At 46.4% G+C, this 25,339-nt stretch carries 23 protein-coding genes; 13 read left to right on the top strand and 10 right to left on the bottom strand.

The genetic code is table 11. From position 1 onward, the window contains the following. Positions 1 to 67: 67 nt before the first annotated feature. Positions 68 to 499 (bottom strand): hypothetical protein, encoded by a 432-nt coding sequence (locus BQ7489_RS10620; RefSeq protein ID WP_072530983.1) that lies wholly within the window; start codon positions 497 to 499, stop codon positions 68 to 70. Positions 500 to 622: 123 nt separating this feature from the next. On the opposite strand from BQ7489_RS10620, the gene BQ7489_RS10615 reads away from it, so the two are divergent. After that, positions 623 to 1,786, top strand: a complete 1,164-nt coding sequence (locus tag BQ7489_RS10615) for an IS4 family transposase (RefSeq protein ID WP_072529666.1) — start codon at positions 623 to 625, stop codon at positions 1,784 to 1,786. A 29-nt stretch (positions 1,787 to 1,815) separates the two neighbouring features. Here the strand turns inward: BQ7489_RS10615 and BQ7489_RS17980 are convergent, their stop codons facing one another. From BQ7489_RS17980 to BQ7489_RS10580, 6 genes are all read right to left on the bottom strand, one after another. Next, a complete protein-coding gene (locus BQ7489_RS17980) occupies positions 1,816 to 2,292 on the bottom strand; it encodes an acyltransferase family protein (RefSeq protein ID WP_394334080.1) in 477 nt (158 codons plus the stop codon). 326 nt (positions 2,293 to 2,618) lie between these two features. Next, a complete protein-coding gene (locus BQ7489_RS10600; protein WP_239496945.1) occupies positions 2,619 to 4,070 on the bottom strand; it encodes an MATE family efflux transporter in 1,452 nt (483 codons plus the stop codon). Between the two features lie 256 nt (positions 4,071 to 4,326). Then, positions 4,327 to 6,786, bottom strand: a complete 2,460-nt coding sequence (locus tag BQ7489_RS10595; RefSeq protein WP_072530979.1) for a GumC family protein — start codon at positions 6,784 to 6,786, stop codon at positions 4,327 to 4,329. 39 nt (positions 6,787 to 6,825) lie between these two features. Then, complete coding sequence (locus BQ7489_RS10590) at positions 6,826 to 7,626, bottom strand: polysaccharide biosynthesis/export family protein (protein WP_072530978.1); 801 nt, start codon at positions 7,624 to 7,626, stop codon at positions 6,826 to 6,828. Between the two features lie 49 nt (positions 7,627 to 7,675). After that, positions 7,676 to 8,107, bottom strand: a complete 432-nt coding sequence (locus BQ7489_RS10585; protein WP_072530977.1) for a BT0820 family HAD-type phosphatase — start codon at positions 8,105 to 8,107, stop codon at positions 7,676 to 7,678. A gap of 178 nt (positions 8,108 to 8,285) precedes the next feature. After that, positions 8,286 to 9,692 (bottom strand): undecaprenyl-phosphate glucose phosphotransferase, encoded by a 1,407-nt coding sequence (locus tag BQ7489_RS10580; RefSeq protein WP_072530976.1) that lies wholly within the window; start codon positions 9,690 to 9,692, stop codon positions 8,286 to 8,288. Positions 9,693 to 9,994: 302 nt separating this feature from the next. Here BQ7489_RS10580 and BQ7489_RS10575 point away from each other — a divergent pair, with 302 nt between their 5' ends. From BQ7489_RS10575 to BQ7489_RS10555, 5 genes are all read left to right on the top strand, one after another. After that, complete coding sequence (locus BQ7489_RS10575; RefSeq protein WP_162617805.1) at positions 9,995 to 10,384, top strand: hypothetical protein; 390 nt, start codon at positions 9,995 to 9,997, stop codon at positions 10,382 to 10,384. 218 nt (positions 10,385 to 10,602) lie between these two features. Further along, the gene (locus BQ7489_RS10570) at positions 10,603 to 13,122 is read left to right on the top strand and encodes a DUF3987 domain-containing protein (protein ID WP_072530974.1); all 2,520 of its coding nucleotides are present in this window, start codon (positions 10,603 to 10,605) and stop codon (positions 13,120 to 13,122) included. A 460-nt stretch (positions 13,123 to 13,582) separates the two neighbouring features. Then, positions 13,583 to 13,930, top strand: coding sequence for a toxin (locus tag BQ7489_RS10565; protein WP_072530973.1), 348 nt, complete (start codon positions 13,583 to 13,585; stop codon positions 13,928 to 13,930). A gap of 9 nt (positions 13,931 to 13,939) precedes the next feature. Then, positions 13,940 to 14,926, top strand: a complete 987-nt coding sequence (locus tag BQ7489_RS10560; protein ID WP_083580568.1) for a type II toxin-antitoxin system antitoxin SocA domain-containing protein — start codon at positions 13,940 to 13,942, stop codon at positions 14,924 to 14,926. A gap of 125 nt (positions 14,927 to 15,051) precedes the next feature. Beyond that, positions 15,052 to 15,297, top strand: coding sequence for a DUF4248 domain-containing protein (locus tag BQ7489_RS10555; protein ID WP_072530972.1), 246 nt, complete (start codon positions 15,052 to 15,054; stop codon positions 15,295 to 15,297). A 35-nt stretch (positions 15,298 to 15,332) separates the two neighbouring features. On the opposite strand, the gene BQ7489_RS10550 is transcribed toward BQ7489_RS10555, so the two are convergent. Genes BQ7489_RS10550 through BQ7489_RS10540 form a run of 3 tightly spaced genes read right to left on the bottom strand, consistent with a single transcriptional unit; the run spans position 15,333 to position 16,704 of the window. After that, on the bottom strand, positions 15,333 to 15,749 hold the full coding sequence (locus BQ7489_RS10550) for a DUF2442 domain-containing protein (protein WP_072530971.1): 417 nt from the start codon (positions 15,747 to 15,749) through the stop codon (positions 15,333 to 15,335). 8 nt (positions 15,750 to 15,757) lie between these two features. Beyond that, positions 15,758 to 15,997: a DUF4160 domain-containing protein gene (locus BQ7489_RS10545; RefSeq protein ID WP_072530970.1), complete on the bottom strand. Its 240-nt coding sequence runs from the start codon at positions 15,995 to 15,997 to the stop codon at positions 15,758 to 15,760. 59 nt (positions 15,998 to 16,056) lie between these two features. Continuing rightward, on the bottom strand, positions 16,057 to 16,704 hold the full coding sequence (locus BQ7489_RS10540; RefSeq protein ID WP_072530969.1) for an MBL fold metallo-hydrolase: 648 nt from the start codon (positions 16,702 to 16,704) through the stop codon (positions 16,057 to 16,059). Positions 16,705 to 16,919: 215 nt separating this feature from the next. Here BQ7489_RS10540 and BQ7489_RS10535 point away from each other — a divergent pair, with 215 nt between their 5' ends. The 7 genes from BQ7489_RS10535 to BQ7489_RS10505 all read left to right on the top strand — a co-directional run bounded on the left by BQ7489_RS10535 (position 16,920) and on the right by BQ7489_RS10505 (position 25,068). Beyond that, positions 16,920 to 18,392, top strand: a complete 1,473-nt coding sequence (locus BQ7489_RS10535; RefSeq protein WP_072530968.1) for a PP2C family protein-serine/threonine phosphatase — start codon at positions 16,920 to 16,922, stop codon at positions 18,390 to 18,392. Positions 18,393 to 18,829: 437 nt separating this feature from the next. Continuing rightward, complete coding sequence (locus BQ7489_RS10530) at positions 18,830 to 19,387, top strand: hypothetical protein (protein WP_072530967.1); 558 nt, start codon at positions 18,830 to 18,832, stop codon at positions 19,385 to 19,387. 6 nt (positions 19,388 to 19,393) lie between these two features. Then, on the top strand, positions 19,394 to 20,605 hold the full coding sequence (locus BQ7489_RS10525) for a caspase family protein (protein WP_072530966.1): 1,212 nt from the start codon (positions 19,394 to 19,396) through the stop codon (positions 20,603 to 20,605). A 12-nt stretch (positions 20,606 to 20,617) separates the two neighbouring features. Next, positions 20,618 to 21,250: a hypothetical protein gene (locus tag BQ7489_RS10520; RefSeq protein WP_072530965.1), complete on the top strand. Its 633-nt coding sequence runs from the start codon at positions 20,618 to 20,620 to the stop codon at positions 21,248 to 21,250. Between the two features lie 6 nt (positions 21,251 to 21,256). Further along, on the top strand, positions 21,257 to 22,066 hold the full coding sequence (locus BQ7489_RS10515; protein WP_072530964.1) for a hypothetical protein: 810 nt from the start codon (positions 21,257 to 21,259) through the stop codon (positions 22,064 to 22,066). Between the two features lie 434 nt (positions 22,067 to 22,500). After that, positions 22,501 to 24,261 (top strand): outer membrane beta-barrel protein, encoded by a 1,761-nt coding sequence (locus tag BQ7489_RS10510; protein ID WP_162617804.1) that lies wholly within the window; start codon positions 22,501 to 22,503, stop codon positions 24,259 to 24,261. Between the two features lie 150 nt (positions 24,262 to 24,411). Beyond that, positions 24,412 to 25,068 (top strand): hypothetical protein, encoded by a 657-nt coding sequence (locus BQ7489_RS10505; RefSeq protein ID WP_072530962.1) that lies wholly within the window; start codon positions 24,412 to 24,414, stop codon positions 25,066 to 25,068. Positions 25,069 to 25,339 lie beyond the last annotated feature (271 nt).

Here is a 25,339-nt window from a genome sequence, read left to right as displayed (position 1 = left end):
AGTTTAAAGCTCTCTATAAAAAGTGAATACCAAGTTTTTTAATGTAGTGTTGATGAAATTGTATCTATTAATTTCTATTTCCAGTCAACATATTCATGGTAGAAGGAATATATTTCTTCATTAAATAGAATGCGATAAGGCAGATGCCAATAGTAAGGATTGGTTTTAGCAGGTAATGAATTGTTATGTAAGGCCAATAGTTGTTAGTTATGGGGAACAGAAGATTTAAAATTAATCCTGCAATTCTCAACCCTATAAATCCATGAAATGCATAAATGAAAAATGTTGTTTCAGATAATTTGTAGTTTGTTAGTTGTTTACCTCTTTCTTCTAGTATTGTAATTATGTTAATTATTGTAACAATCCCTACAATGATATAAAAAGGATATATAGTTGCTCCTATAGGTGTATAAATTCCATTGAAATATATCATTGATAAAGTCATTGGAATATATATAGAAAATGCCCATTTACGCAATCGTTTTAATTCATTTATCATCACTACTGTCCCGTTAAAAAAGGGAATCGGTCTTTGAAATAGTTGAAATATAGTCTTTTACAAGCATTTTTAGGGTGCGACGATTTGAAATTGCTACATTGTAGTCTATAAGATAGACTGCATATGAACAAAAACAAATATATCTTTGCCCAATTGGTAGAATTTCTTGATAAAGATAAGTTTCGCCACTTAGTTGACAAATACAATGGCAATCGGTATGTCAAGTCATTCACGTGCTGGAACCAACTTCTTGCACTGATGTTTGGTCAGCTTAGTAATCGTGAAAGTTTACGCGATGTAGTCGTGGCGCTGGAAGCGCATCATACCAAATGCTATCATCTTGGAATAGGACGGAATCCTATTGCTAAAACGACATTTGCTTCAGCCAACCAAAATCGAGATTACCGCATCTTTGAAGACTTTGCATTCTTCATGATGGAACAGGCTCGGAAAAAACAGGCAACAGATATTTTTAAGTTGAAAGGGCATGTGTATGCTTTCGATTCTACGACAATACCTTTATGTCTGTCTATCTTTTGGTGGGCCAAGTTTCGTAAGAAGAAAGGTGGTGTAAAAGCTCATGTGTTGTATGACTTGGAAGCACAAGTCCCAGCATACTTCCACTTCTCTACAGCATCTGTCCACGATTCAAAAGCAATGAAGTATATTCCTTATGAATCAGAGTCTTACTATGTGTTTGACCGTGGTTACAATGCCTTCAAAGAACTCTATAAGATACATTTGCACGAGTCTTTCTTTGTGGTGAGAGCCAAGAAGAATCTACAGTTTAAATGTATCCGATGGAGACGCAGATTGCCAAAGAATGTACTTACCGATTCTGTAATAGAACTTACCGACATAATCACTCGGCAGAAGTATCCTGAGCGGTTGCGCTTAGTGAAGTACAGAGACGAAAATCAGGATAGAGAGTTTGTCTTTCTTACCAATGCTTTTCATCTCACTTCACTTGAAATCGTCGAACTGTATAAAAACCGCTGGCAGGTTGAGTTGTTCTTCAAATGGCTAAAGCAGCACCTCAAAATTAAGAAGTTTTGGGGTACTACGGAGAACGCTGTTCGAATCCAAATCAGTACTGCCATTATCAGTTATTGCCTTGTTGCTATAGTGCAACATGATATGCAACTGGAACGGTCAACATATGAAGTTCTACAAATTCTAAGCATTTCTCTTACGGACAAAACATGCCTTAAGGAACTGTTTGATAAGACTAATTTCAACGATGTCAAAGAACTCAATTCTTCCCTTTTTCCGGGATTGTTTGATTAATATTAATTTGTCCCGATTTTAACGGGACACTAATGATTTATCATATTTTTAGTATAGATACTGAAATAAGCTCCAGAACTAAAGAAAAATATAGCATCAATGGAAAATCCATGGATATTGGGCCATATTTTAGTTATATAGCATATACCTAATGCTATAATAAACCAATATTTAAATTTACGTAATGCTGTAAAAATAATGGGTGAAATGATTACTACTATAATAAGATCTCGAATAAACCACATTGGAATTAGAATAGGGCCGCTATTAAGGCTGTTATACCCTAATATATTGGCATTAACTAACTCCCAAATCTGACAGTCCCATAACATGTGTAAATAACCATTATTCTTAAAAAAGTCTGAGATATTTGATCGTACAGGCTTATCATTTAAATTCAAGCAAGAGGCGGCAACCTTTTGCAGTAGGATATATAGAATATACAAGAGATTCCATGATAAATAAGGAATAAGCAACGTGTATATCCGTTTTTTTAATTTATATATATATATATAAATTAAAAGATTTTATGTGATAAAAAAAGAAATATCCAGATAATAAATAAAATGTTGGTACTGCAACTCCACTGAATATGGTAGATAGTAAGATTTGTATAGCAGCACTAAATTCTTCACCTGTTAATTGAAACCAATTAGGTAAAATCCAATTTTCGGGATTGATTTTGCAATGGATAATCACTACCATGCATGCCAAGGGGAAGCGAAGAGCATTTAAAACGCGTGATTGTTGCACAAAAGTTAGGTCTGACATGTTTTAAAATTATAAATCCAGTTGAGATGTTATTTCTATATCTTTACCTGTAGTATCATGATTATTTCTTGTTTAATATTTTAGAAAAAATATTATTGACTGTATTTCTTTCTTTATTTGATAGCCCTATCAAATAAATAATTCCTATAAGTGATAAACTATTTGTAAAGAGTATTATGCATAATCCAAATAAATCATTACTACAGATTATACACAGCAGATAACATATAGCACAAGAAAATACTGCAACCATGAAAGCAGGGAATACTATTTTTTTTGTAATTTCTTTTATCTGTAAAGTTGTTACTTTAGATGCGAAATAAATCCTTAATATGCATGTGATTGTTTCCATTAAGGTAATGGAGACAATCATAAATGTTGGGTTCTCAGATAATTTGCCAATTGCATATCCTATTGGAAGGACTAAAAGATAGAAGCCATTAGGTATAATCATAAATTTCGTTATTCTGCCGGTTGTCAAAACTGCAGTTCTTATTGGTTCGAAAGCAGAATAAATAAGACTGATAAAAATAATTGCTTTTACAAAAGCAATTGTATATTCAGGAACTTCACCTAACCATAAATTCATTATATATTCAGTCTTGAAAAGGAATGGTATCATAATAAATAAGATTAAAAAAGTTTCTAACTTACTTCCTGTATATACCAAGTTCTTGTGTACTTCTATTTCTCCGCTTGCATACGTTTTGGTTATTTGTGGGGAAATTGCTTTTAATAAATTAAGGGAGAAAGACAATGTTGAGTTTTTTAATTGCATAGCAATATTATAAACGGCATTCAAAGTTACTCCGAATGTCCAATTTATGACAAATGTTATTCCCTGATATGCAATCAGATGTAATACGGATGATATTGTTGAAATACTCGCATATTTTCCTATATCCTTTATCAGTTGCCTGTCTATGAGAAATTTATATTTTGCTTCGCTAAATTTGTAATGACAATATATCTGATAAATAATACGTATCAATACACCAACAATGGCTGTTAATAAAGCATAGACAAACAACTTATTATCATTGAAGAAAGAGAGGCTATAAGCCGACGCACATGTCAGAATTACTTGAATAATTGATATAGCTGCAAAGGCATTCATCTTTTCATGCGCTATAATGAGTGCATTATAAGGAATACTGATAATATTCACCAAGCAAGCAAATATTGAGAATTGATATACCCAGAAAGCAGCATCCATAGAATCTTCCGGTATATTAATTTTATTGTTGAGGATCCATATGCCAGCAGTTTCAAGTAATATTGCTAATGCTATTGATACTATGAATAATAAATTGATGGATGTACAAAAGACATTGTTTGTGTTTCCGTCCTTTTTCCCCAGTTCGAATGTTATAAACCTCTGTATGGAATCTGTTATACCATTAGTAAACACGGTAAACATGCTGGTTAAGCTGCCTACAACTCCATATACTCCCATATCATCTACACCAAGATTTGCTAATACAAGTCTTGTGGTATAAAGATTGAGCCACATGGTGAATAACATTCTGACATAGAGTAGAATGGTATTCTTGAATATTCTGTTTTTATTGAAGTTGTCGGACATTACTTTACTTAAATCTTGAAGAATCTTTCATTTAATTTTATTATAAATTTGCTTAAAGAACTCCCTAATTATGTATCGGTTAACTTAACAAAGAATTTTCCTATTCTTCGGCAATTTCTATCGAATTACGAATCAGATTGAATGCATATTTGTGCCGGCAGATTTTAAATCTGCCGGCGACTGACTAAGCCTCTGTATTTTTCTTTGAGCCGGACTTCTTGTTTGCTTCAAAACCATAGCCATAACCATAGCCATAACCATAGCCATATTTTGCACCATATCCGTAACCATAACTATTCTTTCGCTTGCTCATGTCAATATCGTTGATCACGGTAGCCAGTTTCGGGAACTTATGTTCGTCACGTAGCACGTTGATGTAGCGGTAGCCGGCTTTGGGGGTCACGTCGGCACGGCATACGTACACGCACATGTCGGCTACACGGCCGATGATGGCGGTATCCGTCACCATTCCGATGGGGGCGGTGTCGAGGATGACGTAGTCATAGCGTTCCTTCAGTTGGTTGATGGCGTCTTCCAGCACGGTGCGTGCCACCAGCTCGGTGGGGTTGGGGGGGACCGGTCCGCCCGGCAGGATGTCCAGGTTCGGGCTGATGTCGGAACGCTGGATCATGTCGAATAGGTTGACGTGTTCGGGGTCGCTCAGGTAGTTGGTGATACCCTCGGCACGGCGGCTCAGGTTGAATACCTTGTTCAATCCGGGCTTGCGGATATCCATACCAACTATGATGACTTTCTTGCCCAGGAAGGCAAGTGAGACGGCGGTGTTTCCCGCCACGAACGATTTCCCTTCGCCCGGCTGGGTGGAGGAGAAGAGGATTACCTTCTGCCCCTTCTCCAGCATGAACAGCAGGTTGGTGCGCAGGCCGCGGAAGGTCTCTTCCATGATGTCGTTCTTGTTCTCGCGTACCACGATGGCTCCCTTTTCGGGCTTCTTGCCACGGGGCAGTTCCGCCAGGATGGATACGTCGGTCAGTTTCTCTACGTCCTCCCGGTTCTCTATCTTGTACTTGAGTAGGTCACGTAGGTAGACGAAACCTACCGGAATGCCCAGGCCGATGACCAGGGCCGCCAGGGCGATAATCTTCTTCTTGGGCGAAACAGGGTAGGGATCAGCCTGTGCTTCTTCGATGATGCGCCCGTTGGTGGCGGTAGCCGCCAGGGTGATGGCGTTTTCCTCCCGCTTCTGCAGCAGCATGATGTAGAGCTGGGCCTTGATTTCCTGCTGGCGGGCGATGCTCAGGAATTCCTTCTCCTGCTGGGGGGCGCTGCTGATGCGGCCTTCGAACTTGCGTGCCTGGCGGTCGATGTTCGTCTGGCTGATCTGGAGCCCTTTCAGCACACTCGCCACCGTGGTGCGTACGTTGGTGCGCATCGCCTCGATGCCGGTGTTCATGTTGATTACGGCAGGGTTGTTTTCCGATGAGGTGCGCAGCAGACGCTTGCGCTCGATGATCATGTTGTTATACTGGTCGATCACCGTGCTCAGGTTCTGGTCCTGCAGGCCCACGTTCGAAGGAATCACTTCCTGCTCGTTGGCGGGGTTGTTGATGTAGTCGCGCAGGAACTCCACCAGGCGGATCTGGGTCTGGTTCTCGATGCGCAGCTGCTCGTACTTGGAGTTTTCCTGCAGGGCCATTTGGGCGTCGCTGGTGATGTCGGTCAGCCCTGATTTCTGCTTGAAGGCGGCGAGCTGGCTTTCGGTGCTGCCCAGTTCCTGGTTGATGATGCCGATGCGCTCCTCGATGAATTCCGCCGACTTCTGCGCCACCTCGTTCTTTTCGTCGTTGGCGTCCTGGTTATAGAACGCCACCAGGCAGTTGATGAAGTCCACGGCGCGTTGCTTGTCGGTGTTCTGTACCGATATCTGGGCGATGGTGGTGGTCTTTGAAGTGGCTTCCACACTCAGGTTAGCTCCGTAGGCCTTCGCCACGGCGGATGGAGAACCCACATACGCGCTCAGCCGGATGTCTCCGCTATGGGCTTTCTTCCATCCGGTCAGGATGGAGTCGTTCAGGGTGAAGCTGAACACGCCGGCGGGGGTGGGGAATACGGCGGGCAGCTTGTCAAAGTCCTGGGCGGTCTCCTGCTTTTCCCCATTAAGCGTATAGCGTACCTTTACGCGCAGCTTGCCTTCAGGGCTGTAGTCCAAATTCAGTTTCGCCCCTGCTTCCAGTTTCTCGGCTTCCAGGGGTGCCATGTACACCTCGATGGGGGAGTCCTTGTATAACGGAAGGTCGTAGCCCGTCATCCGCCTCTCGGCGGTGGAGATGTACAGGCCCAGCCGGGTCACCACCTTGCGGATGAGGGTGCGGCTCTGCAGGATCTGCAGCTCGTTGTCGAAGTTGTTGCTCATGGAGAAGCCGCCCATGCTCTGCAGGGCCTCGAAGGCTCCTCCCGCCGCATTCATGCCTTTGCTGCGGGAATCTTCCTCCTTGATGAGGACGGCGGAAGTGACGTTATATACGGGTGCCTGGTAGCGCAGGTACACAAAGGCGATGACGAGGCACGCCACGACGCTTGCCACAAACCAGGGCCAGTAAGCCAGGTACTTGAAGAAGATGGCATACAGGTTGATGCTTTCTTCGTGCTGCTGTTCGGTATTCGGGTCTTGTATTTCAGTCATATCGTTCGGTTTCTTTGTCGTTTGATGATTTCATTCTGGTTATCGCAATATGGTCACGATCAGGCTGGCGAGCGAGATCAGGATGGACGTGGCGGATATCCACGTGGTGGTGGTGGTGCCGATGTCGGAGCTTTTCGCCTTGGTCTCGTTCGGGGTCACGTAGAGGATGTCGTTCTGCCGCAGGTAGAAGTAGGGCGAGAGCACCAGGTCGCTCTTGGTGAGGTCCAGCGGGATGATCTCGCGCTTGCCTTCGGCGTCCTCCCGGATCAGCTTCACGTTGGTACGCACGCCGTACACCGTCATGTCGCCTGCCATGGCCAGGGCTTCCAGCACGTTCACCTTCTCGTTGCTCACCGTGAAGCTGCCGGGATGTGCCACCTCACCCAGCACGGATATCTTGTAGTTCGCCATGCGCACGGTCACGATGGGAGTCTCTTTCAGGTAGGGCTGCAGCTTTTCGCGGATTAGGCTTTCAGCCTCATTCTTGGTAAGTCCGCCCACCTTGAGGCGTCCCAGTACAGGGAAGTCTATCTCCCCCTCGTTGTTTACCAGGTATTGCTGTAAGGATGGAGATGACGTCGTATAAATGTTGGTTTGTGCAGCATTGAGCGGGGTCTGCACGGTCAGGTTGAAAGGAGCTGCCGCCTGCGGGTCGGTAGTGTTTACCGTAATGCTCAGCAGGTCCTTGGGCATGATCTTGGCGTCGTATAAGGGGATTTCCTTACCGTAGTTGTTCACGGTCTCGATGTCCTGCAGGTAGGGCACGTTCCTGTAGGAGGTGCATCCTGCCAGTCCGGCGGCTAGCGCCAGTATCAGTGTCAGTCTTTTGATATTCTTCATACAAGTTTCTATAATTTACGGATTTGTTTTCCAGTGATAAAAAATAAGGTCATTTGCCCAGCAGGCGCGAAAGGAATCCTTTCGGTTTCCGGGGCTCGGCGTCCTCTTCATACCGGTTCATCAGATCTTCGTAACTCAGCTTGTGGGTCACCATTTCATAGATGGTCCCCCAGTCGGGCAGTCCGCCCAGGTTGCGGTCGTCTATGAACACATCGGCCTTCAGCTTCCGTGAGTAATGGTTGTTCTGTCCCTTCTCCTCTTCGGGGTAGTCGCGGTTTACGGCATAGAATTCCAGCCCCCGCTCGCGGCAGAACGCTATCGCCTCGTCGAGCAGGCGTCCTTCACGCACGCTCCACAGGATGAGCTTGTTGTGCTGCGCCTGCAGCTTCTTCAGGGTTTCGATAGCAAAAGGAATTTCCCGCCCAATGGCAGGATACTTGTGTTCGACGATAGTTCCGTCGAAATCTACGGCAATGATCATTGTGTCTGTAATTATGTGAGTATATACTTGTTTTTTGTTTCTAAAGCGCGGATCCGGGGCCTTCACTTCCGGGCGCGCTTCGCCGTTACCTGTCCCATCTTCACGTCGGCAGAAGATGCAAGGTAAGCGGTGAGGTTACGTAAAAATAGTCGATACGCCGTTGGGGTACGCCCGCGTATCAGTAGGCGTTCTTTTCGCCGTGTACGGCGTTCGCTACGGTCTTGTAGATGATGTACAGGTCCAGCCAGAAGCTCCAGTGCTCGATGTACCAGATGTCGCCTATAATGCGGCCTTCCATGTCCTTGAGTTCCTTGGTCTCACCCCGGTAGCCGGTAACCTGGCTCCAGCCAGTGATACCCGGTTTCACGAAGTGGCGTACCATATACTTGTCTATCAGCCGTGAATATTCTTCGGTATGCTTCAGCATGTGCGGGCGCGGGCCCACTATGCTCATGTCGCCCAGCAGTACGTTGATGAACTGGGGCAGCTCGTCTATGTTGGTCTTGCGCATGATGTTCCCCCAGCGGGTCTTGCGGGGGTCGTCCTTGGTGGCCTGCAGGGTGTCGGCCTGGGCGTTCACCTTCATGGAGCGGAACTTGATGCAGTAGAATTCCTTGTCGTTCAGTCCGTTCCGTTTCTGGCGGAAGAACACCGGTCCCGGCATGGTGATCTTGGTCACGATGGTCACGATGATCAGGATGGGGATGAACAGGGTGCACAGGAAGAGCAGTGAGAACACCACGTCGAAGGCACGCTTCAGCAGGCGGTTCTCGGGCAGGCTCAGCGGGTCCTGACGGAGGCTGAGGTAGGGCACGTTGCCCATCATGTTGAAATACACCCGGTTGTGCAGGTAGTTGCGCAGGTTGGGCACACTGTAGAAGTGCACCAGGTTGTTCTCGCAGTAGTTGATGATGGGCACGATGGTCTCGCTGTAGCGGGAGGGGAGGCAGCAGAACAGGTAGTGCACCTGCGGATGCATGCTCAGCCACCGCATCACCTCATCGGGCTTTCCCAGGTAGGTACATTCGGGAAATTTGGGGTTGGGCCCCTCGTCGAAGTAGCCCAGCACGGAATATCCGGTCGACGGGTCGTCGGTCAGCTCGTGAAACAGCTCGCGGTTGTTCGAGGTGCTTCCCACCAGTACCGTGCGCTTCATGTTGCCGCCGTGACGCCGGTATTCCTTCACCAGCGCGCGGAACATGAGCCGCCATATGCAGATGACTATGAAGGTAATGACAATGTAGACCAGGTAGATCACGCTGATGGCGTCGAGGTATTTGCCCGCCATGAGCACCACCGCCGAGAGCAGGGCGAAAAGGAGTACGTTCTTGAATACCGTCATCACAATCTGGAAGGCGTACACCTTGGTGCGGTGCAGGATCACGCCCCGACGGATGTTACATACCAGGTAGCACAGAAGGAGGGTGATCAGGATCTGGGGGAAGTTGTCGGTCAGCGCGGGGCAGCAGCCGTACAGCTGTGCCCACCCGTTGAACAGGTAGAGTACCCCTCCGCAGATGAATATGTCGCCCAGCAATACACAGGTGATGATGATACTGTTGAAGTGTATGTTCGGATTCTTCATGGTTCCGTTTGTTCTTCTTTTACTGTTTGTTTGGTTTCCGTGGTTTCCTTTATGGGGTGGACCGCAATACCCCCGTACGCGGATTAACGGATGCAAAAATAACACTATTTTAAGGAATAAGCAAAGCCGTGTGTTAATTGTTTTTCCTTATTAAGCCTGTTATTGCGGTTATCCGTGTTAATTTTGCAGTTATTTGTCCGATTTTAACGATTGCCGCGTAGAAAACTGTCATTTATAACACTTACGGCGGCAGCGGAGATCGGCCGGAGTTATTATTTTTATATTTTTTTAAATCTATTACCATGAAAAAGATGAGGAAACCGGAAGACGCAGGCGTCCCGGAAAGAAAGAGTGAAGAGAACCGGATGACGCACCGGCAGAAGATGGGGCTGGTAAAGCTCCTGTGTAGAACCGTAGAGCAGCTGGCGGAGGAGTATTACTATTCGCATGACTCGTGGGTGCTGATGAACAGGGCGTACCGCCTGCTGGCCCGGCTGGTGAAGATGACCCGACGGGTGAAGCCCCGCAGCCGGAAAAGATGCGGCAATGCGTGCCGTGAGTTTGTGGAAGGGGCGCCCTGCAGGTGCTGCGGAAGGTCGTGGGAGCAGCATTGCGGGGGGATGCCCGACGGGAATTCCTGGCGTGCGGGCGGAGACATGCGCAAGGAGCGCCGCCGCAAGGAAAGGGCCTAGACGGAACCGCCTGAAGAAAAAAATGTGAAATTTTTTTCCACCGCCGGAAATCTACCCTTTGCGAATCCTAACCCCGCTGGGATACAGCAGGGTACGGACGGCAAAGGGTGGATTTCTCTGTTTTTGGAGGCCGTGGCCCCCTGTATACCTTTGTGCCGCCGGTCCAAATACCGGCGCTATGAAAAAAACATATTGTCTAATTTTTAAATCTTCTCATTATGGAAAAGATTATCTGCACTTTCTACAGGAAAGTGAACGGCGGCGAGGCTTCTCTGCTGCCGCTGGCCGAATGGCTGGAAATGGTGCGTGGCGGAAAATGGCGCGCACAGGTGGAACAGTACCGCAGGCTCAAGGCCGAAGGAAAAGACGAGGAGGCGGCACGGGTGAAGCAGTCGCTGCCTGCCCTCATGGTGGCGGGAAACACGCTGGCGGCGCGCAAGCCCGAGTTTCTGGAAGACCGCACGGGGGTGTGCATGCTCGACGCCGACCATGTGTCGGACAGTCCCGAGGTGCTGGAGTACATCAAGGAAAGGGCCATGCGCGAGTGTCCGTGGCTGTGTGCCGTGCACGTCACGGCTTCGGGCAAGGGGCTGCGTTTCTTCGCCCGCATCGGACTGGTGCCGCTGTACCGCTACCGTGAGGTGTATGTAGAGCTCATGGAGGCGCTGCGGCAGGTTACGGGTTGTCCGCTCGACGGGCAGTGCAAGGACATCTGCCGCACGTCGTACGCCTCGTTCGATCCCGGACTGCTGGCGCGTCCGTCCATGGAGGCTACGGAGGAGTTCCCTTCCGCCTGCCTGGGGGAGCCGGAAGGGGCGGAGAGCTCGCCCGTTACACAGGCGCTTCTGCAAGGCCTTGCAGACGAGAGGAAGACACAGACGGAGTCCGCTTCCGGGCAGGATGCCGCCTGCGGTCGGTCTTCGGCATCGGCCCCCGCTCCGGATGGGGGTTGCGCATCCGCTTCATCCTCAGGGTCCGCGTCAGGTGTCGCATCGGATGTCCCCGGGAGTGCCCCCGCGGATGGTGAGGGGAAATCGTCCATGTCGGCACAGCAGTTGTCGCGCTTCTTCAGACGCTTCCTTACGTACAACCCCTTCATCGTGGGCGAGCGGAACAATTTCTTCATCCGGCTGGGGCAGCGGGCCCGTTTCCGGCGCCTTACGCATGCCGACCTGCGCCAGTTGGTCCGTATGGCCGTGGAAAGGCTGGGCGGTGGCGAGGTGACCGACCGTTTCATCGAGACCCGCCTGCGCTGGGGATACAGCCACGCCGAGGAACAGGCCGATGAACGCCTTGTCTCATTGTCTCACTTTTCTCATAATAGTTGCGCGGCTCCGTACAAAACCGCGGAAGATCTTGAGGATGAGGACGATGAGGAGGAAATCATCGAGCGGAACTGCCCGCTGATAAGCGATGAGGTGTATGAGGCGCTACCCTCGATCCTGGCCGACGGACTGGTGGCCGCACGCACCCGCCAGCTGAAGGATGTGCTGCTGCTGGCCCTGCTGAGCAACGTGAGCGCCTGCCTGCCCAACGTGTCGATGCTCTACTCGGGCAAGCGGTTCTATCCGCACCTGTTCATCATGGTGGTGGCGGGAGCCGGATCGGGCAAGGGGGTGATGTCTTACGCCGCCCGTCTGCCCGAAGAGATCCAGAAGCAGTGGGACGCGGAGTACACGCAGGCAGCCCGGAAGTACAAGCGCGACCTGAGCCGCTGGAACCTGGAGCAGCAGCGGGCCATGCGTGAGAAGCGGGAACCCGACTGGGAGCTGGACCCGGGCCACGAGCCGGTGCACAAGCTCATCATGCTGAGCCCCACCATGTCGAAAAGTCAGATGATGCGCAGCATAGAGGCCATCCAGCCCTACGGACCGGTGATGAACGCCTCGGAGATAGACGAAATGAGCAACGCCGTGAGCTCCGACTACGGACGGCACTCGCCCGAGCTGCGCAAGATTGCCATGCACGAATCGGTGGGGCAGAACTTCAAGGTAGACGGGAGGCCCATCCGCATTGTGGCGCCCAAGATGGCTCTGTGCATGTCTGGTACGCCCAACCAGGTGAGCGTGTTCATCCCCAGCAGCGAAGACGGTATGCTGAGCCGTTTCCTGGTGCTGCTCTACTCGGCCGACCCGCAGTGGTTCTCGGCGGCTCCGGACGACAGCATGGCCGACGTGTCGGACGTGTTCGACGGCCTGGCCGTGCGTGTGAAGGCCATGTTCGACTTCCTCGAGAAGTGGCCCACCGAGGTACGCCTGTCGCGCCGGCAGTGGAACGAGCATACCCGCTACTTCCGCCGCGTGATGCGTCAGGTGCAGATGGAGGGGAATGACGCGGCACACTCCATTGTGGTGCGTCACGGGGTGCAGGCGGCACGCCTGGCCATGATATTCACCGCCATCCGCAAGTTCGAGGAAGGCATGACCATGAAGGAGTACGTGTGTACCGACGAGGATTTCGCGGTGGCGATGGAGCTGGTGAAGACACTGATGCGGCACAGCCTGCAGCTGCTCACCACGCTGCCCGACATGAATTCGAACCGCAAGCGGATGAAGACGTTCTTTACGTGCCGGCTGGTGCTGGAGGTCCTTCCCGAAGAGTTCTACGCCCACGACTTTGTATCGGAAATGGCGAAGCGGGGCATATCAAGGGCCACATCCTACCGCAGGCTCAAGAAGATGGTGAAGCAGGGACTTCTGGAACTGCTTCCCGAAGGTAAATACAGAAAGATAGGCTGATTCTTTTCATCTTGTTTTATGGCGCACCCGGAGTCGGTGCGCCTCTGGCAGCGGCCGGACGGTATGCAGCGACCGTTATTTTACGCCGTAACGCATTGGAGTAAAAGGGGTTATAAGGGTTTTGTGCAGGTACGCGCAACTATTATGAGAAAAGTGAGACTGTGAGACAGACGGAACGTCAGGGTGTGCAGACCATCACTTCAGGCCGTGCGGGCCATCACCTCAAGCCGTGCGGACCACCATACCTTATTCTTTATAGAAACATTCCAAGTTCTTCTGGCAGAATTCCAAGTTCTTTAACATGCAAATCTCTACAGGCATGCGTTATGATATGTGTGGCAGGTGTAGGTTCTTAACTGGTCCATATCTTTTATGATTCTTCTAAATTCAACTTTAAAGTTTGATTTTATTGGAATTATTATGTAAAATCAAATGAAAACATTATATTTGCATTGTAATTATGGTTCCGAAAGAAAGAGTGGAGCTGTTTTTAAGGCAGTTTCATCAGAAAATGAAGGTTTTCCGGATTATTTTCAGAGATGATAGAGGAAAGAATATCCGGACCTTGGCTGAATTAGAGATTACTCCGGCCTTTAGAGAATCGGTTGTCGGCAGTCTGACGGTTGCAGACTACTCGGAAGGTCCTTTTGTGGATGCCTTATATGGATTGGGAGAAATATGGGTATTCGGTAAGGTTATCAAAAACAGGGAAGTTTATATAAAGATCTGTTTAGGTAGGGAAAATAGTCAAACCATCTGTATTTCATTCCATTTAGCCGAATATCGGATGAAATACCCTTTTAAATAAAGTTAGATTATGATGAAGAGTCCGTTTACAGGAGGAAAAGTGGTTTTGGTGCGGGAGGAATCCGAACTGACGTTCCGTAAAGAGCCCTTCCGTTACATGCACCTCAGTTACCAGTGTGTAGATACCGGAGAACGTTTTACCACAACGGATATTGATGAAATCAATCTGTTGCAGGTGTATAACAGGTATCGGGTGAAATACGGAATTCCGTTTCCGGATGAGATCCGGCAACTCCGGCAGATGTATGGATTGTCGGCGGCGAAGATGTCGGAGATTTTGGGATTCGGTAACAACCAGTACCGTTTGTATGAAAACGGTGATATGCCTAGTGAGGCGAATGGTAAGATTCTGGGTTCCATCAGGCAACCCGAAATCTTCAGGGCTTTTGTGGAGAATGCCGGAAACCAGTTTGAAGGGAAGGAATATGCCGGGATAGTGGCCAAGCTGGACAAAGCGATAGAGCGGAATATGCCGGATGTGAGGGAAAGACTTGTTTTTGAGACGTATGGCCGGGGAGAATGGAACGGTTATGCCCCCCAATCGTATGTAAGGTTGAAGAACGTGGTGCTGTATTTTCTGCAGAAATGTGGTGATACTTTTACTACCAAGATGAACAAGTTGTTGTTCTATGCGGATTTCTATTCGTATAAGACGCGTGGCTATGGCATGACGGGGTTGGCATATAAGGCCATTCAGTTCGGTCCGGTGCCTGTGCGCTGGGACAGGGTCTACAGCCTGCTGGATGATGTCTGTACCGAAGAGGTGGTCTTCCCGTCTGGAAATTATGGGACTCAACTTTGTCCGTTGTCTCTTCCCGATATTGCCTGTTTTTCGGCTGCCGATCTGCGGGTGCTGGATCAGGTGGTACTCCGTTTCAAGGGCATGTCGGCTGCCGGGATTTCAGAGCTGAGTCATGAAGAAGATGCATGGCTGCATTACCGTGATTCGAACGGCATGATTGATTTTATAGAGGCGTTTACTCTGAAGGCTCTCTGATGGTTTTTGAACTATGATCCATAGACTTTTTACAGTATGGAATAATGTGATCTTTTACTTTAATATATTTGTATAATAGGTTGAAATATAGTATATTTATATCAATTTATAAAACAGTTCAACCTATGACATATTACCGGAATTCAACCGAAGACGAACCGTTCCGTCTCAGGGTCTACCGCAAGTCGGAACTGGCCCGCCTCTATTTCCCCGACGCAAGTACAGCCACCGCCCTCCAGACACTGAACCGCTGGATAAACCGCTGCCCCGCCGTGCGCGAGGGCCTGAAGGAAATGGGTTATGACAAGTACCGGAAGCATTTCCTCAAGCCGGAAGTGGAGCTCATCATCTCGCAGCTGGGGGAGCCGTAGCGGGTGCGGGGTGTTCTGTGCAATGCTCTTCGTTTTCAGGCAACTGAGATGGAGGACAATTCCCGTCCCACAGAACGTATCGTTTCAAAAATTTCTTCCATCCGTTCTTTGGAAGGTTTCTTTGTCCCGCTGATATATTGCGCGAACAGACTTTGTGACATACCCAGCCGGCGTGCAATGGCAGAGGCGTTCAGTTCCGGATGGTTTATGAATAGATCATACAGGGGATTGGATGCTTTTTTACGGAAGAAGCCCTCAAAACTGAGATCTTCATCGATTTCATTCCAGTGAATGCCTTCGTCGCTCAGCGTGAAATTATTCCGTTGCTCAGGGGTTGCAAACCGTAGTCTTGGGAAATCGGAAAATTTCTCGCATGCTTCGTTGCCGTCGGTAGTACGTATCCAAATTGCCGTATCGGTCAGCCATACTTTTTCTATCATCATGTTTCCCATAATCAAAATTATTTTGCGTTATTAAAAAATTTGTTCCAATGTTCTGCAATAATTTCCTGGTTTTCTTCAATGATAGCTTCAACAAGCTTAAGTTCTGATGGCTTTAAACCATTATTTTTTACCAATGTTACCGGAAATAAAAGGAATTTAGCGCTTACATTCCCTTTTATTACATGTACATGAATAGGTTCATGGTCATTTGCATAGAACATGAATCGAAAACCGAATAAGATGAATATTGTAGGCATGGTTGTATTATTGCTTTTACAAAAATAGGTAATTATTTCATTACCCACAAATCTTTATACTATAAAATTCGCAGGAAGGGGTTATTCTCTTTTTCTGCACCGATGGTGGTCTTTTCATAATGTCCGGGGTAGACTGCGGTATCGTCGGGGAGGGAGAACAGCTTGTTGCGGATACCGGCTGTCAGCAGGTCGTGGTCACCTCCCGGAAGGTCGGTGCGGCCGATGCTTCCCTTTACCAGTGTATCGCCCGAAAACAGGCAGCGGGAATCCGGACTGTAGAATACGAGGCTGCCGGGTGAGTGTCCGGGCAGGCTGATGACCGAAAGGCTTTCTTTTCCGAAACGGATCGTGTCACCATGGCTCAGGTGGAGACCGGGCTCGTCGAAGCTGACTCTGGCCTCCAGACCCACTTCCCTGCAGCGTCGGGGAGCCAGGTCTATCCAGTAGTTGTCGGCCGGAGAAGCTCCGAAAGGACATCCGTAGGTGGAGGTCAGGAAATGTACGCCGAAGATGTGGTCTATGTGGAGGTGGGTGGCGATGACCAGCTCGATGTGCCAGCCGTTAAGGAGTGCCAGGCGCTGCACACGCGTGCGTTCACGCCGGAAATAGCATCCGGGGTCGATGACTGCCGTACTGCCGCTGGTCTCGTCGGTCAGGAAGTAGCAGTTGGTGTGGTAGGGATTGAAACATTCCGTGTGTATCTGCATGGTGGGATTATTTGGGGTAAAGATACGGATTTCAAATTGACATTTTTTGTTTCATAAGGAATAAATTTGGAAATGAAGCAGTGGATGTATTAAATTTTCGCTACATTTGTTTCTTAATTTCAATGAAAGGACGGAAAAACGGCATGCCCGTACTATGGGGGCGGGCCGGACCGTCGTTCCGTCTATGCTAAAGTAAACTGAAAAGAGATTCTATTATGGCAGTTCAGATTATATCAGAAAGATTTCCGGTCCGTGGCGTGGCTGCTTCTGTATCAGGGAGTGGAAACCCGGATAACTGGGGCTATATGGATACTCCGCTGGGGTTCCTGGTGGTGGTATGCGACGGGGTAGGTGAAGGTCCGGGAGGCAATACTGTTTCGTGTATCGTGAAACAGGAGCTGATGCGTGTGCTCGGTTCATGCGACGGGCAGATGTCACGCAGGGAGGCCTTCCAGAAGGCTGTGGCCGTTGCCAATGATACCTTGTACGAAAAAAGGGAGAAGGATTCCCGGCTCAAGGGGGCGGGTTCTACACTGGTGGCTATCCTTATCAGTGAGAAATCGGCAATGATAGCCCATTTGGGTGACTGCCGCTGTTACCGGATACGGCACGGGAGACGGGTGGTGTTCCGTACGTCCGACCATTTGTTGGTGAACGAAATGGTGGCAGACAAGGTCATGACGGAAGAAGAAGCCCGCACTTCGCCCGAGTTGGACGTCGTAACACGGGTGCTGGGAAGGCCCGGTAACCATTTGCCGGAAATCGGGGAACAGCCTTTCAGAAAAGGCGACAGGTTCATTCTGTGCACCGGCGGTATATGGAGGATAATGCCGGAGCGGGAACTGGAAAAGCATTTTACGGGCAGGCCCGACATGGAGTCGCTGGTGGCCGGTCTGGATCCGGCAGCCGTTGGTGCAGGAGAATATCCCGGCAGCCGTACGATAGCTGTAGTTGAAACAATGACAAATTCAATATTAAAGGAAAAGATGAGCAGATTGGGTAGAATTATGGTAGCTGTGCTGGCGGTATTGCTATTGGCAAGCATCGCATTGAACATCAACCTCTATATCCGTAATGAAGAACAGGACAAGGAGCTGCAGAACGGAATGAAGAGTCTGATGAGTGAAGTGGAACGTCTGAAGCCCTATGAATTGCGCTATAACCGGCTGATGGAAGGGAAAACTGATTCGTTACATAATGGACCGGACAGTCTGGGAGCCGGACTGAAAGGTGCGGTACAACCGGGAACCAAAGCCGGCGAGTCTGGAAAAGAAAAGGTTCCGGGCAAGGATAAGACCGTGCCGGCACCGTCGGAAAAGTTTGTCTTGCCGGACGTGCCGGATTCTCCGGGATTGTCGGATACGCCGGAAGCGATACTTGACGAGGTGGACGGTTACCTGAACAGGATGAAGGATGTATCGGGATCTGTGCTCGGGGAGGTGCTGGACATGAAGTCGCAATACCGTAGCAGAATCCTGAAACGGCTGGGGCATTTTGACCGGCTGACCGGACAGAACTATAGTGCGCAGACGGAAGAGATAAGAGAGAAACTGGGCGACGGAAAGCTGTCCATGCTGATAGACAAGCCCGGAGAGGACGGGATGTACCGGAATACACAGATGTCGCGGAAGGCACTGGACAATATCCGGGCCATCGTGGAAAAGATCAGGAAAGATATTAGTAAATAAAATTTTGATTATACGGAATTTTTTATATAAATCTTGCATATTGTCACAAAAAAGGCCGGTTCAAATGATACCGGCCTTTTTTGTGACAATATGCAATGAGAAATGCGGATACGTATTCTGATATGAAATACGCCTGTCAGGTCATTCACTGATGATATTTGGAAATGTTTTTGGATTTAGTAAAAATATGGAATTTATTTAAATGTATATAGGTGTAAAAAAATATCATGGAGATGATTGTTTGTTAAATAAATTATATATTTTTGTGTCTGTATACGTAAAGTTATATCTAATACATATGAAAAAAGAGGCGTTATGTTTATCTTGTAATTAGTAATTGGAAAAATTTATAATTGCATACAAGATGCATTGCAGTTCCACGTTTCTTATTATAAATGAAATGCTGCTGGGGAACTGAAGGAGCTATAAAAATACTTATGCGCTATAAATATCTTATCGGACTCTTGGTGGTTTCTGCAAGTTTGGTGTCCTGTACATTATTCAAGAATTCATGCTCACATCATTTGGCTGACAATCTTGCTGATAATGATTCTACATCGGTAATTTATAGTGATTCTATAGATTCTATCATTATAAATGCAAGTAAGGTACGCGTCTATAGGATGGTTGATTTCTCTGCACTCAGAGATTCTGTTGGAACAAGGGACAGCCTTTTCAATTATGTAATCAAGCGTGATGCCGGTTTGCTGGGAAAGGATGAAAAGGCCGTTTTATCATTTATTATTTCTGACAAAAAGTGGTATATAAAAAGATACGCTCCTATACGTCAGCCGTTCCACCCTAATATTGCACTGGAATTTATGTTAGGAAAATGTAAGGCCTTTATGTTTATTTCTTTTGGGACAGAAGAGGTGGCAATATCGGATGTGGAAGGTGACTTCAAGTTTTATCAAATGTATGACAAACGTCCGATGGCCAGATGGGCTTATCGGAAATTTCCTGCAGAAGAATATTATCAAAAACTTATAAAATGACAGAAGATGAAAAAGCTTGTTTTTATAATAGCATTGTCGCTGTTGGTTCCGGTTGCAATTGTCGGACAAACGTTTCATGCGATTATTTTTGCCAATACCCAGAATAATAGCATTGGGGAATCTGTTGCAGTAGACTTCAAGCGGATGGGGCTTGAAATGACCACGATAGCGAAATCTATTGGCTATACATTAAAAAAATATTATTATTATGGATCTCCTGCAAATTTCAATCACAATAATTTGAATAAAGTGCTTGCAGATCTTTCTTGCTCGCCTGAGGATATTGTGTTTTTTTATTATTCGGGACACGGAGGCCGTGCAATGAATGAGAAGACCGATTTTCCTGAAATGTGTCTGTTTGTAAATGATGAGGACTATAACAGTAATGCCCAATTATATCCCTTGTATGATGTCTATTCACGTATTATGAAAAAGAACCCCCGGCTTACTGTTGTTATGGGGGATTTATGTAATTCGTTGGTGGAAGGATATTACAGGAGTGAAGGCAACGCTTCAAAGGGTGCGACAATTTTGTCTAAGGGAACTTGTAATGTATATAAGAATCTGTTTCTTAATGTTAAAGGCGGACTCATCGCCGCATCGAGCGAGCCTGAATATCCATCAGGATGTTATGTCTTCTCAGAGAACGGGAAATGGTATAATGCCGGAGGTTATCTTACTCATTCTTTTTTATGTGTTCTGCAATATTTTGTTGGACAAAACGAAAATGTAAGTTGGCCGTCATTGATGAATAATACAATTGTTTTGACAAAAGATTTGACGAAAACCGATATTAACGGTAATTCCAGACGTCCTCAGGTACCTATATATCAGGAAAATATCACTCCGGTTCAGTCGCCTTCGACAAATACGGATATCGTGACCCCACCGCAGGCTCCACTTTCTTCAAATGATGTGGAAACAAATCAGCAGGATAACATTTCCTATTCATTATCAATGATATGTAATCAAAGTATATCCAGACTTGACCGGATACGGAATATACCGAAGGCCAAGAAATATTTTGAGGGGACATCTGCGAAAGTACAGGTGGTTGGATTTGATAACAGGACTATTGTAAATACCTGTGATATAGATAGCTATCTTAACTATTTGAGTATAGCTACAAAAATGGATCAGGTGGTTGTACTTGAAATGAACCGGAATAATGCGGGAAAAGTGACATATTTGAAAGTCCATGAAATACATTATCAGTAAAAAAATAATACAATGAAAAAATTATTATTGCTTTTATCGCTGGCCGTTTCATTTTTGACGGTAAACGCCCAGCAGACACATGATTTGACGCAAGAAGAACTTGAAGCCTTTAAGATTCAATGTCAGGAGCGTGTCGACGCCTTTCAGATGGGATTGGAGATCATAGCGGACAAACAACAAAGTTCTGAGATCAAAGATCATTATATCAAGACGATTCCTGACATGTTCATGGGAAAAGGCGACCCTTGGAAAGATGCAAACAACGAATGGCATGATGCTGTAAAAATGCAGGTCTCGTCAATTGATAAAAACGGAAGGGTTACGGTACGTACCCCCAGTCCGACATTAAAAAAATATTTGTCAAATTTAAGGAATCTCCCTTATACAAGGGTAGAGCTTAAGAAAGCTAAGACATGTATGATAAGTAATCTCTATAAAGTCAGTGCAAATATGTATATGGGAACCTGTACGTTCTTTCAATACTTTACAGGGCAATCGGGTGAAGTTGTCGTTTATCGGGATTATACGCAAAAGGATGTCGATATTTATATCCAACGTATCGAGGACGGTAGCCTTGGAACTTATTGGGATATGAAGTTTGGAGATATAAATGTATCGGAAACGACTAAATTGGATAATAATTGATTTCCTATGAAAAAGATCACACTTATCATATTCTTGTCTGGGATAATAGGTATGAATGCTGTAGATGCCCAGATTTTCACACAAGCGATAGATGAACAGGAATTACAGTTTAAAGTTAAACTGATTGATGAGTTTTTCCGGCGTTTTAATTATGAAACGGATTATAAGGGAGATCCGATTGTGGCAAATACGGACAGCGTCTCCAATGATTCCGTCATGAAGCGCAAGAATCTTGTAACGCTTTTGAATCTCGATACATTTGCTGACAAAAATGGGGTTCTGGATTCTGTTTCAACGGCTTTCTTGAATTATGTAATAGCGAATGACAAACAGATCCATTATACGGATACTACATGGAATGCCGAAGCTATATCATCATTCTCGATGAATGGGAAAACCTATCCTGCCAGAATCTTTTTACGGACAGAACAGGTAGAGGATGTCATTTATAAATGGGTAATTACAGATATAGAAACCCCGGCTTTTGCGGAGCTGACCGATACCATCAGGTCGGGGGCCTCTATCATGCCGGGTGCACATGGTACTTCGTTCATGACATTACCTGAAACCGTAAACCATAATGCCAAGTCGGTACAGGCTTTGTTTTATAAAGGATACAGGCCCGATCTTCTGACTGTATTTGCCTATCTCGTATCGACCGGTAAGATTAAATTGCAGACTGTGACAAAAGTGATTTATCACTTTCGGCTTGATGACTATGGTTTTACCGTTGAAAGGTTCGAGAAAGCGGATTCATATAATAAAGGGTGGTTGATAAGCAATATTACGAAACTGAAAAATGATGATAAGCTATGAGATATCTATTATTAATATTGAGCTGTATACCATTTTTTGCGTCGGCTCAGGCATTGACTGAAACTCAGAAACAAGAAGCCTTGCAATGTGCTACCCGATTCTGCGACCTGTTGGTCAGGTTCAGCAATGGGGAGCGGATGTTGAACACGGAAATCTTTGCATTGTGTTCCGGTGCGGACTGTTCGGCTTTTGACGATATAAAGACAAATACGGAAACTACATTGCGTAATTATTTGATGGCAATACAACGGCAATATCCTGCAAAACTGGAAATGCAGTTGTCAAAGCCTACATTTAGTGCCTGTGAAATGTATCAGGAATATGATTTTTCTGTATCTGGAGCTTACAGCGCATTTACGGGAGAGCAATACCTGATGGCAATGACACCCCAACTGGAACATGACCGGTTACTGAATACGGTGATTGTCTTCAATGTGGAACAGAAATTGCCTTCTTTGGGAAAATCTACGGAACGAAAGTTGATTTATAGTCGGAAAAGCGGGAAAATTACGGCGTTTGTGTGCAAAGACAGTCCTATATTAAGTTATTCAAAAGGACTTGACGCTTTTGCTAAGCAAGAATATAAAAAGGCTCTGTCTTATTTTGAAGAAGCCGTCAATAACGGTGGAAAAAAGTTTAGCATGAAAAGAGATTGTTATATGGGAGCCTATCTGTCATGTGTTATGTCTTTGGATTTTAAAGCAGCCCTCAATTATGCGAATCTGCTTGGTGATATCGGATATATTTTGAGCATAAAAGGGCAAATAGCCTTGCAGGAAGGACGGTATATGGATGCCTTTCAATGTTATAGACAACTAGAATCTGAGTTGTTGAAAGGAGCAGAGTCTTACCAATCCTTGGGTGGAGTGTATTATATGCTGGGTCTGTTTTATAGTATGCCTAAAGCTAATTTTCCTGATGCTGACAGTAAAAAGGCAGCCTATTATCTGAAAAAAAGTGTAGAGGCCAATGAAGATAATGCGGTGGAAGCTGCATACATGATTTATGTGGCCTGGAATATATATCAATCTTATTCGATTGGAATTAGTGATGAAGATATGACATATTCGGAAGCCATGTCATATTTGAAGATAGCGGCAGAGAAAAATTATCCTCCTGCATTTTTCTGTCTGGCATTAGAGGAATATAATGTGGGAAATAAAAAGGAAGCTGTAAAGTGGTACGAAAGATCGGCAGAAACTGGAAATACGGTTACTATGGCAATCCTGGGCAAAATCCTTGCCACGGAATCCGAATTTTCATTCAGGAAAGAAGAGGGCATAAAATGGCTGGAAAAGTCATTGGAAGGTGATAGGCTGGAAAAAGATATTGAAAACTTGAGAGAATTCATGGGATTGGAGCTTTGGCCTGCTTCGAGAGAAGATGTCCGGAAATTGATAAGACAAGTTTCAAGTAATGCAGGTGGCAGTGTTCCCTATAATTCTGTAAGTCATACCGATAATGTCGGAAATAATCATTCAAATATTCAAAGTCATCCGTCTTCACAGTCGCATACATCAATGAATAATTATAACCACACAAATACCGGCAGTCTGTCAGACAGTCATGTATATACCTATTCTTCTCATCAGTTCAATGAAGCCAAAGACAAATATTGTGTTGGCTTGTCGGCAGGATATGTACAAAAACAGTGGGTGTACGATTGGGGAGATACGAAAGAAAAAATGGATGTGTTTGGGGAAGATCAGTATACTAACGGGGTTCAATTCGGTCTTCGTATAGATCCTCAATTTGGATATGGTTTCGGTATCAATACGGGTCTATATTATGAGTATTATTTCGATAAAAGTGAAAATCTGACGGAAGAGGGTATTGATTATCATTATACATCCGAAGAACATAGTTTGTATATGCCGGTCCACTTAAAGTATTCACTTAATTTCAGCAAATGGTTCCAGTTGGCATTTTATGGAGGTATCGGTCTTGATTATGGGATTAAAGGCAGGATTTATTTACGTTCGGATGGGGAAACCTTTGATTCTCAGAATCTGTATGACAAAGAACTTGACATGAAGCATTTTAATGCTTCACTTGAATATGGTGCTGCACTGAGAATCAATAGATTTCAGCTGAATTTTACCATGTCGAAAGGTTTTGTGAATATGTCGGGCAGTGAGGAGTACAAAGTAAAACAGAATAAATTGATGAACATTGGTGCAACCGTTTATTTTTAAGGCAATGACATTTTGTTTTTCCTGAAGAATAAATTTGTAAATAAAATTTTGATTATACGGAAAATTTACTAAATTTGTTGCATATCTTTATTTAAGACGAGGCCTTAAGTCTGAAAACCCTATGATGAAAACCATTAAAAACTGAAGAAAATGAAGAATCTATTGTTAGCCGTTGCGTTTCTGCTGCCGGTGACAGCAGCCGCACAGGAGGAGAAGGACAACACGCTTGTTGTTCCGCAGTCTGAAAATCTGATCCGCATGGCAGCCCAGCTGTCGAAGTTCGGGTATGCCAATGACGATGCCCTTTCGCTGATACAGGCGGCACGCCTCTCGAAGAAGGCGGGGCTTGTGAAGGAAGAACGGGAGAAGACCGGTTCGGGTACGGAGACTCCGGCAGGAGACAAGAAGGGGAATATTTCCCTGGATCCGGAACAGCTGCTGGCCGATGCCAAGGCCAAGGCCGGTGACGACGGGGTACTGCTGGCACTGATTGACGAAGTGAAGAATAATGTACGGGGAGCCACCAACGGCGCACGTTACGCCGAAAGTTCGGTGAACGCGGGCAGTACGGATGTGTATAACATTACGTTCGACGCCAACAGGCAGGCTACGGTAGTGGTGATAGGCGACGGTGATACCGACCTCGACCTGTATGTATACGACGAGAACAACAACCTGATTGCGAAGGATGTGGACTATACGGACGACTGTGTGGTGACTTTCAATCCGCGCTGGACGGGTCTGTTCGTCATCAAGATCGTGAACCGTGGAAATGTGTATAACAATTATGTGCTGAGGACCAACTGACAGGCGCAGCTCCTGCCGTAATCAGGATTATACATATTATATAATAACCGGGGATGCTTATAACAAGTCATATTACTGATGGTTTCCCGCTGGTGGCCCGTGAACGGGCTGCCGGCGGGATAGTGTATCCGGAGCCCGATGACAGCGCTGCCGTAAGGCGGCTCCTGCAGGTGGCTTCGGAATACGATATCGGTGCCCACGGCGGAAAGCGGCTGGAGTGTTTCCTGATACTGGAAAACCAGATCTCGCTGTGGATCATGCAGACGGCAGG

Origin of the sequence: Bacteroides ilei (genome assembly GCF_900128495.1) — a bacterium.
GTDB classification, from domain to species: Bacteria; Bacteroidota; Bacteroidia; order Bacteroidales; family Bacteroidaceae; genus Phocaeicola; species Phocaeicola ilei.
This window is presented reverse-complemented; position numbering and strand designations above follow the sequence as displayed.